At 31.7% G+C, this 14,294-nt stretch carries 12 protein-coding genes; 6 read left to right on the forward strand and 6 right to left on the reverse strand.

The annotated features are described in order from the left end of the window. The 5 genes from QM536_02740 to QM536_02760 form a co-directional block, all read right to left on the reverse strand. Window positions 1–205: hypothetical protein (locus tag QM536_02740; GenBank protein MDI9355925.1), on the reverse strand; the 205-nt coding region annotated here is incomplete at its 3' end. Window positions 206–232: 27 nt separating this feature from the next. Beyond that, window positions 233–1,297 carry a glutaminyl-peptide cyclotransferase gene (locus QM536_02745; GenBank protein ID MDI9355926.1) on the reverse strand — a complete coding sequence of 355 codons (1,065 nt, stop codon included), beginning with the start codon at window positions 1,295–1,297 and terminating at the stop codon, window positions 233–235. A gap of 20 nt (window positions 1,298–1,317) precedes the next feature. Continuing rightward, the gene (locus tag QM536_02750; GenBank protein MDI9355927.1) at window positions 1,318–1,656 is read right to left on the reverse strand and encodes an iron-sulfur cluster assembly protein; all 339 of its coding nucleotides are present in this window, start codon (window positions 1,654–1,656) and stop codon (window positions 1,318–1,320) included. Window positions 1,657–1,669: 13 nt separating this feature from the next. Continuing rightward, window positions 1,670–2,389 carry an outer membrane beta-barrel protein gene (locus QM536_02755; protein ID MDI9355928.1) on the reverse strand — a complete coding sequence of 240 codons (720 nt, stop codon included), beginning with the start codon at window positions 2,387–2,389 and terminating at the stop codon, window positions 1,670–1,672. Window positions 2,390–2,427: 38 nt separating this feature from the next. Beyond that, entirely contained in the window at window positions 2,428–4,107 is a 1,680-nt protein-coding gene (locus QM536_02760) for an amidohydrolase (GenBank protein MDI9355929.1), read from the reverse strand. A gap of 340 nt (window positions 4,108–4,447) precedes the next feature. Between QM536_02760 and QM536_02765 the strand changes: the two genes are divergently transcribed. From QM536_02765 to QM536_02790, 6 genes are all read left to right on the forward strand, one after another. Next, window positions 4,448–4,807, forward strand: a complete 360-nt coding sequence (locus QM536_02765; GenBank protein MDI9355930.1) for a hypothetical protein — start codon at window positions 4,448–4,450, stop codon at window positions 4,805–4,807. 99 nt (window positions 4,808–4,906) lie between these two features. Next, complete coding sequence (gene secDF, locus QM536_02770) at window positions 4,907–7,909, forward strand: protein translocase subunit SecDF (GenBank protein ID MDI9355931.1); 3,003 nt, start codon at window positions 4,907–4,909, stop codon at window positions 7,907–7,909. Between the two features lie 227 nt (window positions 7,910–8,136). After that, window positions 8,137–9,045 carry a glycerophosphodiester phosphodiesterase family protein gene (locus QM536_02775; GenBank protein ID MDI9355932.1) on the forward strand — a complete coding sequence of 303 codons (909 nt, stop codon included), beginning with the start codon at window positions 8,137–8,139 and terminating at the stop codon, window positions 9,043–9,045. A gap of 40 nt (window positions 9,046–9,085) precedes the next feature. Continuing rightward, complete coding sequence (locus QM536_02780; GenBank protein ID MDI9355933.1) at window positions 9,086–10,408, forward strand: sugar porter family MFS transporter; 1,323 nt, start codon at window positions 9,086–9,088, stop codon at window positions 10,406–10,408. A 12-nt stretch (window positions 10,409–10,420) separates the two neighbouring features. Further along, a complete protein-coding gene (locus QM536_02785) occupies window positions 10,421–11,623 on the forward strand; it encodes a proline dehydrogenase family protein (GenBank protein ID MDI9355934.1) in 1,203 nt (400 codons plus the stop codon). 21 nt (window positions 11,624–11,644) lie between these two features. After that, complete coding sequence (locus QM536_02790; GenBank protein ID MDI9355935.1) at window positions 11,645–12,832, forward strand: S-adenosylmethionine:tRNA ribosyltransferase-isomerase; 1,188 nt, start codon at window positions 11,645–11,647, stop codon at window positions 12,830–12,832. 7 nt (window positions 12,833–12,839) lie between these two features. Here the strand turns inward: QM536_02790 and era are convergent, their stop codons facing one another. Continuing rightward, window positions 12,840–13,739 carry a GTPase Era gene (gene era, locus QM536_02795; GenBank protein ID MDI9355936.1) on the reverse strand — a complete coding sequence of 300 codons (900 nt, stop codon included), beginning with the start codon at window positions 13,737–13,739 and terminating at the stop codon, window positions 12,840–12,842. Window positions 13,740–14,294 lie beyond the last annotated feature (555 nt).

Here is a 14,294-nt window from a genome sequence, read left to right on the forward strand (position 1 = left end):
TTAATGCACCTTCTCGAGATTGTTCCGAGCCAAAGAGCATAAAAGGAGCTATAAAAACGGGGAGAAGTAGGTGTATATAATTATCTGTAAAATAAGGTATAACCCACCAATAGAGAACCAACCCCACTATCACTTCAACAATAGCCACAATGGATATTTCACCATTATGGATACTTTCTTTTGTAGAATGTAAGCAGATTTTCATAGTATATATTTGTTTTAGAAATATATTTTATAATTTACGCAGTTGTATTTCAAAAAGAGATGCCCATAGTTTCCCGGTCACAAAAAGAGTGTTCTTTTTAGAATCCCATGCTATTCCGTTTAGCACATCTCTTTTTTTTGTGTCGTTCCCCATAATCCCTTTCATATCTATTTCACCTTCTACTATCCCTGTTTTTGGATCTATTATTACAATTATATCGGTGGTATATATATTGGCATAGAGTTTATCGTCCACCATTTCCAATTCATTTAATTCTGTCACTTTTCCCTGCTTATTATACACCTGTATCCTGCTCTTTTCTGCAAAAGAAACGGGGTCTAAAAAGTAAAGATTTTCTGTTCCATCGCTCATTATCAGGACGCTGTCCCAGGTGGTTAATCCCCATCCTTCCTGCGAATAACGGAATGTTTCTTTTTGTTCAAACGTTTCTTTATCATATACAAATCCAATGCCCGACCTCCACGTAAGTTGGATAAGATTACCCTTGTATAATGTTAATCCCTCTCCAAAATATTCATAAGTAAGGGCTTTTTTTTGCACCACATTTCCCGTTTTTATATCTACTTTTCTGAGTGTAGATCGTCCTTCTAATCCTGTGCTTTCATAGAAATAACCATCGTGAATGAGGAGTCCTTGGGTGTAAGCACTTGCATCGTGGGGATAAGTATTTATTTTTTCATATGTATATTTTATGGGTATCACGGGAGATTGTATTTCTAACAAAAGAGAGTGGGATTCTTTTTTATTTTCGGGCAGATATATGCGTATTTGTATATAATACTTCCCGAGTTTCAATTGATTACTGTTGAGATACCACTTGTCGTTTTTTTGGAGAATGTGTATTTCTTTTTGTTGAAAAGAGGCACTCACAGAATCTATAGAAGTGTATTTTTCTTTTGCAATAATAGAAAAGAGAATAGTATCTCCCCATAAAAGAGGGGAGAGGTTTTGTATTTCTATTTTTGTCTCTAATGATGGAGGGGTATTATATGTTTCTGAATGTATTCTTTTTTTTTCTTGGCAAAAAGAGAGTAAAAGAGCGATAATGAAAACAATAGTATAATTTTTCATTTTGGAATGGCATTGTCTGATTATAAAAAACCGAGTTCTAATTTTGCCACTTCGCTCATCATATCATGAGAATAAGGAGGGTCGAAAGTAAGTTCTAATTCTACATTATTTAATTGTTCCAATGCTGATAATTTGTTTTTCACTTCATTGGGGATAAACTCTGCAGCGGGACAATTGGGGGAGGTGAGGGTCATTTTCACATATACATTATTGACGGGAAAAAAAGAAATCTCATATATTAGTCCCAATTCATATATATCCACAGGGATTTCAGGGTCATATATGGTTTTAATGGTTTTGATAATGAGATCCTTTATATCCGCATCTGTATTTTTTTCTAAGGTATTAATGTCTGTCATATCGTCTTTGGATTTAGAAGAGATGAAAAGAAAGACCTATATTATGGACGGTAGCCAAAGAAGAATAGGGAGCAATGCTTGGTTTGAAAAATTCATTTAATCCCATTCTATAATAGACAGAAAAACCTCCTACACCGACCCTCACATTTGCTACATATTGAAATGTATTTGTTCCAAAACTTTGTGTTTGTTCTGTGCTTTTCCCATCATAATTTAATTTAGTAGTGCTGCTGAAAAGATATCTTATTATGATACCCGCACCGATGAAAAAACTTTTTTCTTTATTCTCCAAACGAACTGTATATCGTATTTCTAATGGTAAATCCAAGTAATGAACTCCTAAAAATGCTTTTTCTACATTTACTCCTTTGAGAGAATCTAAATACAATACTTGCTTATTATTATAATCTAAAATGGCATTCTTAAAATTTAATCGCTCATATCCCCAACCAATCCCAGGTATAAGAGAAAGATGCACCCTTGGAAAATCAAATGGATATATATAATAAAAACTCAAGGACTTGGAATTCCACGTTCTTACAGATAGTTTTTTTTCACTATCTGTCAAGAAGTTAAAACCAAAATTAAATTGTAGTTTTCCGGGAATATCAGGGCGTTTCCCATTTATTTTATGTATAGAGTGAGTATTTTTTTCACCTACCGCCCAACTATTATATGCGATGAGTACTGCGAAAACTATGAGTAGAAGATTTCTATATATTTTTTTTTGCACGGTATGTTTTTGATTTGATATTTTTTTTGTTTAAAAATTTATTTTTTATATGCAATTTTACCTCCTACCACTGTCATTTCCACTTTTGTATTCTCAATATCTATGGGGTTTATTTCAAAAATATTTTTATCAAGTATTACTAAGTCGGCTAATTTTCCGGGTATCAAAGATCCCTTTATGTTTTCATCAAAAGATGCATAAGCGCTTTCTATGGTTATATTTTTCACTGCTTGTTCTACGTTTATCTTTTGAGATGGTATCCATCCATCGGGGTTCTTTCCATCTAAAGTTCTACGGGTAACGGCTGCATAGATAGTTTTTAGAGGGGAGGCGGGAGCTACAAACCAATCACTTCCAAAAGCTACGTGTACACCAGAATCTATTAAAACACGAGAAGCATAAGATGTTTCTGCTCGTTTTTTACCAATATAGCTTTCACACCATATTCCATCATCTATGGAATGGTACGGTTGCATACTTGCTATCACATTCAGATGTTTCATAAATGCTACATCCTCTGGACGAATATGTTGTGCATGCTCTATTCGGAATCTCCTATCCTTACTGCCGTTTTGTTTTTCTACTTCTGCAAAAGTATTAAGAGCTATGGAAATTCCCTTATCACCAATAGCATGAATACAGAGTTGAAGATCCAAGCTATCCGCTTTTTGTATTCTTTCATATAGAATTTTTTCTGAATTTACTTGTATCCCTCTATATCCTGGTCTGTCGGTATAATCTTCAAAAAAAAGTGCTGAATGAGAACCTATAGCTCCATCCACATATCCCTTTAATGCACCTGTTTTTAGCCATGTATTTCCTCTTCCTTCTTTTTGTATTCTTTCGTATACTTTTTGAAAATCAGTAAATGGTTCTGCAATATAAAAACGTACTCGGAGTTTTTGTGCTTCGTTCATTTTTCGAAAAACCTCATAATCAGTGGATATACCCGATGGATTTCTTTCATGTGGCTCTATCATATGGTGAGCAGATGTAATCCCTTCACTTAAAAAATAGTCCATAGCATTGTTGAGTATTTCTTCTTTTCGAACATCGGAAAAATCTTCGATTACTTGAAATATCAAGAACATAGCATCATCTTTAAAAATACCTGTTGGATTTCCTTGCATATCTCTTTCTATAATACCGCCCGGAATATCGGTTGTCTTTTTATGGATTTTTGCTATCTTCATGGCTAATGTATTAGCCAAACCTGAATGCCCTTCACTTCTTTCAATCCATACAGGGTTTTGTTTTGTAACAGAATCTATCCATTCGTGAGTAGGGAGTTCCCCTCCCCAATTTTGGTGATCCCAATCTCCTCCTAATATCCATTCTCCCGGTTTCTGTTTTTTTGCATATTCTCTTATTGTGTTAATAAATTCTTCTTTCGTTTTTATATGTTTGAGCTTTACAGAACTCAAACGCATTCCCCCCATAAGAGTATGCACATGGCTATCTATAAAACCCGGTAACACAAGCTTTCCTTGAGCATCTACTACTTTTTCTGTTTGTGAAAGAAATTTCGACAATTCTCTATTACTTCCTATAAAAGCAATAGTATCTTCTACAGAAATAAGCGTTTCAGCCCATGGGTTATTCTCATCGCCAGTCCAAATTTTAGCATTCGTAACCGCAAATGTATATTTTTTTTGAGGTGTATCACACCCAACACTAAACAATACTCCTATAAAAAATATTATTATTCCTCTTTTCATTTTTAATTATTAGGTTATATACTTGATTTAGCAAAATAAAACTATTTACACTATAATTATTAAATTTTTTATAAATTACCCATTTGTATGAAAATGTATTTTGATTATTTTTATTTTATAACTTTTCTGTATAATTTGTATAATATTACTTTATAATTTGTATTATACTGATATATTAATTTTTTTAATAGATATTACAATAATATAAATACAAAAATAAACCGCTTCTATTACAAAATATTATTACATTAATGTTATTTTTACTAAAATTACTATTTCTATCAATTTTTATTACTCTATTTTGTTATTACAATAGGTTTATACAAGATTCTACTCACCAATGAATAAAAAAAGTATTATTTCTTCTCTTTTATTAAGTGCTTTCAGTACCTATATATGTTTTTTTCAAATGTATAAAAAAACTTATACAGTACCGAAGGACACTCCTTATACTTCCAAGTCTGATGCCCATAAAAGCGATGAGCAAGCGAACAAATATTCGTTTGAGATGACTCTTATTTTGTCTGATACCCCATCTTATAAACTTTTCAACCATCTTTTATACACTTTCTTTAAAAAAAGAGAAAAATTTGTCTATTTAGAACCTCATACCATTGCTTTTCTAAAAAAAGATGAAAATATCTATTCTTTTTTTTTAGATATACTTTTTTCCTGTATTATTTCTGCTAAAGCCCCCTAAAAAAATAAAATATATACTTACTTTTCATAAACAAAATCTTATTTTCATAAATATATATTAAAATAATCACATTTATACAACTAAAAAAACTAAAAAACAATGAGTAATAAAAATTTTATCACCGGGCTTACTATTATTATAACCATCTTATGTCTCTATTATTTATCTTTTTCTCTTATATCTAGAAAAGTTCAAGGAGAAGCAACAGATTATACAAGGAATTTAGATGGGAGCGTAAATCAATTAAAAAAGCAAAAATATTTAGATTCTGTATGGAATCTTCCTGTTTTTAATCTTTTAGGAGTTGAATTTACCTATAAAGAAATAAAAGAAACAGAGTTAAACTTAGGATTGGACTTACAGGGAGGCATGCATGTCACTTTAGAGATTTCCCCTATAGATATAATAAAAGGACTGAGCAGGGACAGCCAAAATCCTGCATTTTTAAAATCCTTAGAAGAAGCAAAAAATTCTATAAAAGGAACAGGGTTAAATTTTATAGATGAATTTTATAAAGCATTTCAAAAAAATGCTCCCAATCAAAAATTGAACTATATATTTGCCAATGCAACCAATCGTGGAAAGATAACTCTTCAAACAACAGATGAAGAGATATTAAAAATTATTAATGACGAAGTAGAAAATGCTATAGGCAGGTCATTTAATATCTTAAGAACACGTATAGACAAGTTTGGAACCTCACAACCTAATATTCAGAGATTAGCAGGAACGGGGCGAATACAGATAGAACTACCAGGAGTGGATAATCCACAAAGGGTTCGTAAGCTCCTTCAGAGTGCTGCTCGCTTAGATTTTTTTGAAGTATTAGAAATTGGAGAAAAAGATTTGGTATCTACTCTTAATAATATAAATAAACTGTTACTCAGCCAAGAAAATATAGAAAAATCTTCTTCATCTGTAAAAAAAGATTCTTTAGTAGGAACCCCTTCACAAAATAGTTTAGAATCACTTTTATTAGATCCCACAGCAAAAAGCGAAAAAGATACTGCTTCCTTAGTTTCCCAACTTCAACAAGATAGTAGCAACCTGAATACAGGAGAAGCATCCCTCTTGCTTCGTTTATTAAAATCAAATCAAGGAGGGCTTATGTATAGTCCTAAAGATGTAGCTACTATTAGTCAACTATTAGAAAAACCTGAGGTAAAAAATCTGATACCATCCACTATAAAATTTTTATGGGCTTCTAAACCCTTTTCTCCAAGGGGAGGTACCAGCACAGAAGAAGAATTTATAGAACTGTATCCTATCAAGACCTTGCGCGGAGGAACTTCTAAGCTCAGTGGGGAAGCAATAGCAGATGCTCAACAAGATTTTGATCAGAATGCGAGACCTTCTATTGCAATGCAAATGAATGCAAATGGAACTAAAATATGGAGAAAAATGACCGCAGAAAATACAGGAAGACGCATCGCTATTGTATTAGATAATTATGTATATTCTGCACCTACGGTACAAGGAGAAATACCAAGTGGAAATTCTTCTATAACAGGAAACTTTACATTAGAAGAAGCAAAAGACCTCGCAAATGTATTAAAAGCAGGAACTTTACCCGCTCCTACTACCATAGTAGAAGATGTAGTTATAGGACCTACCCTCGGAAAAGAAGCACAAATACAAGGTATTGTATCCACTATAGCAGGATTAATGAGTGTTGTTATTTTTATGATAATGTATTATGCAAAAGGAGGAATTATAGCAAATATCGCTCTTTTATTTAATATTTTCTTCATATTAGGGGTGCTTGCTCAATTTTCAGCAGCATTAACATTACCCGGAATCGCAGGAATAGTTCTTACTATGGGTATGTCAGTAGATGCGAACGTGCTTATATTTGAAAGAATTAGAGAAGAATTACGAAATGGAAGTACCTTCAAAACATCTATTACTATAGGTTATAATAAGGCTTTTTCTGCTATATTTGACTCTAATGCTACTACTTTTATAATAGGTATGATACTCTATAATTTTGGGCAAGGTCCTGTAAAAGGATTTGCTATTACCCTTATGATTGGTATCGTCAGTTCATTTTTTACAGCAGTATTTATCACAAGGGTGATTATAAATTTTTTGTATAGCAAAAGAAAAGAAAACTCAAACATAACATTTGAGACCGGGTTGTTTAAAAACTTTTTAATAGGGATATCTTATAAGTTTATAGAAAACAGAAGAAAAGCATACCTTTTCTCCCTTACCTTTATAGTTATTGGATTTATCGCCCTTTTTGCAAAAGGAGGACTCAATATGGGAGTAGATTTTACAGGTGGAAGGTCTTATATAGTGATATTTAATACTCCCGTAGTTACTTCTGATATCAAAGTGGGGCTTGGAGAGGTATTTGGAAAAGCAGGAACAGAAGTAAAAACATACGGATCCGATAATATCATAAAAATTACTACCAGCTACCTCATAAATGATGACAGCGAAGAAACAGACGGTAAAGTAACTCAAACTCTGATAGCAGGATTAGAAAAAATTACAAAAAAAAAATATATTGAAAATGAATCATTATTAGACAATAATAGTTTTTCTATTGGAAGCGGATCACGTGTGAGCGGAACAATAGCAGATGATATCAAAAAATCTTCTGTTATATCTATTGTTGTTTCTCTCATAGCTATCTTTCTTTATATACTAATACGATTCAGAAGAGCAGAATTTGGACTTGGAGCAACTATAGCTCTCTTTCACGATGTGCTCTTTGTCATTGCAGCTTTTGCAATTGTAAACGTATTCGGTATAACATACGAAATAGACCAAGTTTTTATTGCTGCAATACTCACTCTTATAGGGTATTCTATAAATGATACTGTGGTAGTTTTTGACCGTATACGTGAAAAAATAGGAATGAGAAAAGAATACGAACAAGTATCTACTATTAATCACGCTATTAATGATACCCTTAGTCGTACGGTTATTACTTCTTCTACTACATTCCTCACTGTTTTAGTACTATTCTTATTTGGTGGAGATGTACTCAAAAGTTTTTCATTTACACTTTTGGTAGGAATTGTCATAGGAACGTATTCTTCTATTTTTATAGCTGCTCCAATAGTAATAGATTTTAAAAGGAAAAATAAATAAATTTGAAACAAAAACAGTATTTAAAAGAGTTTCAGAAAACTAAATCAACGTATTATCAAGATAATTTAGTTTCTGAACTCTTTTTTAGATATTTATTTCTAAATACTTCTATAAAAAAGAATAGAATACATGAGATTACACAAGGATACATTAAAGACTACCATAAGAAAATTATTTTATATATTTTACATACATTCAATTATTTATTAATTCTATAACCATATACCGTGTATAATTTTTTATTTTTAAAAATAAAGAAAAACATACTCATTCTCTTAAGTATTTTTATATTTTTTATTTTTAATACATGTGATACTGCTTCTGTTGATTGGCAGGGACATAGAGGAGCAAGAGGTATTCTACCAGAAAATAGCATTCCGGGATTCTTAAAAGCCATAGAATTGGGAGTAAATACAATAGAATTAGATGTGGTCATATCCGGAGATAATAAAGTTATTGTCTCTCACGAACCTTTTTTTAGTCGTTCTATTTGTTTCAATCCTTTAGGGCAAGAAATAACCCAAGAGGAAGAAAAACAATATAATATATATAGGTTAACCGCCGAAGAAATACGTGCTTTTGATTGTGGAAGTGTTACAAATTCTGATTTCCCATATCAAAAAAAACTCAGAGTATACAAGCCACTGTTGTCGGAAGTATTTGAAGCCGTGCAAAAATACTGTAAAGAAACACATAAAAAAGAACCTTACTATAATATAGAATTAAAATCATCTTCTCTTACAGACCACTTTTTTCATCCTACCCCATCTATTTTTTCTGATATTGTGCATCAAGAAATACAAAAATACGTAGATACAGATAAAATAAATATCCAATCTTTTGATTTCAGAATACTCCAATATTTTCATAAAAAATACCCTGATATTCGCTTGGCTGTTCTGATAGGTGGCACAGAAAACTTGCAGACAATAATAGATTCTTTAGGATTTCAACCCGATATTTATAGTTGCTATTACACTACTATAAAAAAAGAACAAGTAACATGGCTTCACTCCAAAGGAATCAAAGTTATTCCATGGACTGTAAATGATACAAAAGATATGATACAATTATTGGGTATGAAAGTAGATGGTATCATAACCGATTATCCCGACAAGATTATACAAAAATACTGATTTCGTTTTTTTTTAATAATATCAATCATTATAATATTTTATGAATAATACAAAATTAATACTTTGGTCATTAACAGTAGCTCTTTGTGGACTTTTATTTGGATTAGATGTAGCGGTTATTTCAGGTGCTGAGCAAAAAATACAAAGCTTATGGGGGCTCAGTCCTTTTTTTCATGGATTCGTCATCAGTATCGCATTGTATGGTACTGTTTTAGGGGCTATTTTAGGAGGGTATTTTGCAGATTTATTCGGCAGGAAACTCTCTTTAATAGGAGTTGGTTTTTTATTTTTAGTATCATCTATAGGATGTGCAGTTGCTCCAGAGGTATATACATTTATGATTTCACGTTTTATAGGAGGATTTTGTATAGGTATTTCATCGGTTATTTCGCCATTATATATTTCTGAAATAGCTCCTGCAAAACAAAGAGGAGGGCTAGTAGCTCTCTTTCAGTTTAATATAGTTTTTGGAATACTTTTGGCATATTTTTCTAATTATTTTTTAGAAGGAGTAGGAGGAGATAACTCGTGGCGATGGATGTTAGGGGTAGTAGCAGTCCCTTCTTTCTTTTTTATGATATGCACTTTTTTTATATCAGAAAGCCCGAGGTGGCTTATTTTGAAAAAAAATAATTTGGAATCTGCTAAAAAAGTACTTTTAGAAATATCCCCGAACGAAGCTACCAATATTTTTAATACTATTTTAGAATATCAAAAAAAACAACTTACACAGGTAAAAGAAGCATTTTTTTCAAAAAAATATAGATGGCTTATATTTATAACTTTTTTATTAGGATTTTTTAACCAGATGTCCGGTATAAATGCAATTATATACTATGCACCTCGTATTTTTGAAATGGCAGGATTTGAATCTTCATCAGCACTTCTTTCCAGTGTAGGAGTAGGTGTGATAAATCTTCTTTTTACAATGGTAGGATTATCTCTCATAGATAAATTTGGAAGACGAATGCTTATGTATATTGGTTCTATAGGATATATTATTTCTTTGTCGTTGGTTGCAAGTTGTTTTTATAATGAATCCTTTCATAATATAGCTATTTATATTTTTCTTTTTATAGCATCGCATGCAATAGGGCAGGGGGCAGTTATATGGGTTTTTTTCTCAGAAATATTTCCTAATTCCATCAGAGCATCGGGACAATCTTTTGGATGTTTTGTCCATTGGATTTTTGCAGCACTCATAGCAAATGTATTTCCACAGATATCGTCTTTCTTCGGTCCTACTTCTATTTTTGTTTTCTTTGCTGTAATGATGGTAGCACAACTTTTATATGTCCATTGTATTATGCCAGAAACAAAGGGGATAGTACTAGAAGATATGGATGCAAAAATTATTCACTAAAAATATTATAATATGGACATAGATTTTAATAACTCACAGATAGGGTTTGTTGCAAGAAGTGATAAACAACTCAAAAAAATATATTGGATATTTCGTATTATAAACTCCCCTTTCATAGTAAAGTTAGGAACAAGAACAACTATTTTTCTCTTACGCATAAAACTTTTCCCTATAATAATCCTCAAAAAAACATTATTTGAACACTTTTGTGGAGGGGAAACATTGGAAGAATGTAAAAAATGCATGGATTCTTTACACCAATATAATATCAAATCTATTTTGGACTACTCCGCAGAGTCAGAAAACACTGAAGAACAATTCCATAAAAACACAGAAGAATTTCTAAAAAAAATTATTTTTTCTGCCCAAAATAGAAATACCATTTCTTTTGCTGTCATAAAAATGAGTGCTTTAATTGATCCCAAGATACTCACCAAAATACAATCTCAAGAACCTCTCTCTCAAAAAGAAACAGAACTCTTTCATAATTTTAAACATAGAGTCGAAAAAATTACAGATGAAGTGCATACACAAAAAATAAAACTTTTGGTAGATGCAGAAGAATACCAGTTTCAAAATACAGTAGATACTATAACATACGAAATGATGGAAAAACATAATACAACAGAACCCTTCATCTACAATACTTTTCAGATGTATAGAATAGATATGTATAAAAATTTAGAAAAAGCACATAAAAAAGCACAAGAAAAAAAATATTTTTTAGGTGTCAAATTGGTCAGAGGAGCCTATATGGAAAAGGAAAGAATGAGAGCAAAACAAATGAACTATCCCGACCCTATTCATAAAACACAAGACCTCTGCAATAAAAGTTTTAACAAAGGATTAGAATACTGTATGAAGTATTATGATGAAATAGGCATTTGTTTGGGAACGCATAACGAAGAAAGCATTAAATACTTTATGGAATTGATGCAAGTTTATAACATACCAAACAACTATCACAATATATACTTTGCCCAACTATTAGGAATGAGTGATGTTATAACTTTTACACTCGCTTCTCAAAATTACAATGTCGCCAAATACGTACCTTATGGAAAAGTAAGAAAAGTTATCCCATATCTTATCAGAAGAGCAGAAGAAAATACAAGCATTTACGGACAGAGTAGCCGTGAACTGCTCTCTATAAGTGATGAAATATATAGAAGAAAAACAGAAAAACAGAAAAACAGAAAAACAGATAAAAAATAATCCTTTTTTGCATCTTAATGAATGGATAAAGAAATCTACCTATCTGACTACTCATATCACCTACCCCCCGAAAAAATACCTCTCTTTCCCAACCCAGATAAACATAAAACAAATCTTTTATTATATCAACATACAACAATATCTCATCATAGTATAGAAAATATAATAGAACTCATTCCTCCCAATGCCTCTCTTTTTTTTAATGAAACTAAAGTTATACCTGCTAGACTCCTTTTTACAAAAGAAACAGGGGCAAGTATAGAAATCTTTCTCCTACGCCCATCATCTGCAACCCAAAATGAAGCATTAGAATCTCATTCTGCAAACAAATGGAATTGTTTGATAAAGAATAAAAAAAAATGGAAAGAAAAACAACTCTTCTTAGAAAAGCAAACAACATTTGGGAAAACTATACTCTGTGCCGAAAGAACAGAACTAGAAAATGAAATTCTATTTCAATGGAATCAAAACATTTCTTTCTTAGAAATACTCCGTATTTTTGGAAATATACCTCTCCCCCCGTATATAAAACGCCCCCCTACAAAAAATGATACGAATGACTACCAAACTATTTTTAGCAAAAACAATGGATCGGTGGCTGCCCCCACCGCAGGGCTGCATTTTACAAAACATATCTTGGAAGAATTAGAAAAAAAACAAATCCCACTCCATTTTTTAACCCTACACATAGGAGCAGGTACCTTTCTTCCTATAAAAACAGAAAATGTAAAGCATCACACAATGCATACAGAACACATCATCATACAAAAAAAAAATATATTACACCTTTTGAACAGTAAATATAACATTGCTGTAGGAACTACCTCTCTCCGAACATTAGAAAGTATGTATTGGTATGGAGCAATGTTATTGGAAAACCCCAATGCACGATTCTTTATTCCTAAACTTTACCCATATAATAATACTCATAATCACATAGAAAAAGAAAAAGCAATAGAAGCAGTTATCATGAAAATGGAAAAAGAAAAAACAGATATTTTACAAGGGGAAACGGAAATTTTTATATTCCCCGGATACCATTTTAAGATGGTGCAAGGACTCATTACAAACTTTCACCAACCCTCCTCTACTCTTATTTTGCTCGTAGCAGCTTTTGTAGGTGATGATTGGAAAAAAATATACCAAGAAGCACTCCAAAACGATTATAAATTTTTGAGCTATGGGGATGCTTCTTTGCTCATACCATAAGGATAATCTACTCTCTTCCACCATACCCAAATCTTCTCAAAAGTTTTTCACTCTTTCTCCAATTTTTTTCTACTTTCACAATGGTACTTAAAAAAACATGTTTTTTGAGAAAAAATTCTATATCTTTCCTCGCCTGTATCCCTAAATTTCTTAATCTTACCCCTCTATTACCTATTAAAATTCCTTTTTGAGATTCCCTTTCTACGTAGATATACGCCTCTATTTTTACAATTGACTCATGGTCTTGGTAAGAATTTATAAATACCTCACAACAATAAGGAACTTCTTTTTCATAGATTAAAAAAATTTTTTCTCGTATTATATCCGCACATAAAAACCGCTCTGTTTTATCTGTCAATTCGTCTTCTAAAAAGTAAGGAGGATGCTCGGGAAGATGCTGTAGTATCATTTCTAACAATACATTTACATTTTTGTTTTTAAGAGCCGACACAGGAACGATAGGAAAAGAACCTACATCCTCAATGAGAAGTTTTACTTTCTCCTGAAGTCCATTATCTGAACAAATATCTATTTTATTTAATACTATAAAAACAGGTGTTTTGTGCTTTTTCAAACGCTCCAAAATCTCTTTATTTTGAGCATCATCTATCTCGTTTATATCCATTAGAAATACAAGTATATCAGAATCAGAAATAGCAGTATCTACAAACTTCATCATAGATTTTTGTAGGGAATAGACAGGTTGTATAATTCCAGGTGTATCAGAATATACTATTTGGTAGTCAGCCGTGTTGCTTATGCCTAATATCCTATGCCTTGTGGTTTGAGCTTTTGGAGTGACAATAGAAATTTTTTCACCTACTAAGATATTCATAAGAGTGGACTTGCCCGCGTTGGGTTTGCCGATAAAAGAAACAAAGCCCGACTTAAATTGTTGTGAATCCATAGTATATTTGTAATTTTGAATGTATATAAATTATGTAACTATTTAGTTACTCTTTTCGTTTGATAATCAATGATTTAAAATCTTAAAAATAGATGATTCCGATTTTATTTCTCAAAAAAAAAAGATTATGATAAAAAATTGCAAAAAAAAACAGAAAAAAACAGAAAAAAACAGAAAAATACTACGGTAATATTTTGAAAGAAAAATATTTGTATAAATTGCAAAAAATAAAAATAAAATTATTTCACTTAGAACACAAAAGATGATGGTATATATTATATACATCCAACTCCTGTTGTTAAGAATGACTCTCTCTCTTGTAGAGACATGTACTCACTGTTGTACGGTTACGAGAGGAAGAACCTTTTGTGTATTTGCTTCCCTCCGATAACAAAAATTTATTTTTCTATAATTTTTTCACATTCCATTTCAAATTTTGCAGATATTGGGGGAGGATTCCACCGTCGATTCGGCTGCTTCGGGCAGAGAAATATCATTTTTCGTAATGATTCTTTTTTCAGAAAACAAAAAACGAATGCTTTTTTGTCTATTCGG

Source organism: Chitinophagaceae bacterium (assembly GCA_030053935.1).
Classification (GTDB): domain Bacteria; phylum Bacteroidota; class Bacteroidia; order Cytophagales; family JASGCU01; genus JASGCU01.

Coding starts and splice junctions, on each gene's coding strand:
- QM536_02745 (MDI9355926.1), bottom strand. CDS start 1,297: ATGAAAAATTATACTATTGTTTTCATTATCGCTCTTTTACTCTCTTTT.
- QM536_02790 (MDI9355935.1), top strand. CDS start 11,645: ATGGATAAAGAAATCTACCTATCTGACTACTCATATCACCTACCCCCC.
- QM536_02760 (MDI9355929.1), bottom strand. CDS start 4,107: ATGAAAAGAGGAATAATAATATTTTTTATAGGAGTATTGTTTAGTGTT.
- QM536_02780 (MDI9355933.1), top strand. CDS start 9,086: ATGAATAATACAAAATTAATACTTTGGTCATTAACAGTAGCTCTTTGT.
- QM536_02750 (MDI9355927.1), bottom strand. CDS start 1,656: ATGACAGACATTAATACCTTAGAAAAAAATACAGATGCGGATATAAAG.
- QM536_02785 (MDI9355934.1), top strand. CDS start 10,421: ATGGACATAGATTTTAATAACTCACAGATAGGGTTTGTTGCAAGAAGT.
- era (MDI9355936.1), bottom strand. CDS start 13,739: ATGGATTCACAACAATTTAAGTCGGGCTTTGTTTCTTTTATCGGCAAA.
- secDF (MDI9355931.1), top strand. CDS start 4,907: ATGAGTAATAAAAATTTTATCACCGGGCTTACTATTATTATAACCATC.
- QM536_02765 (MDI9355930.1), top strand. CDS start 4,448: ATGAATAAAAAAAGTATTATTTCTTCTCTTTTATTAAGTGCTTTCAGT.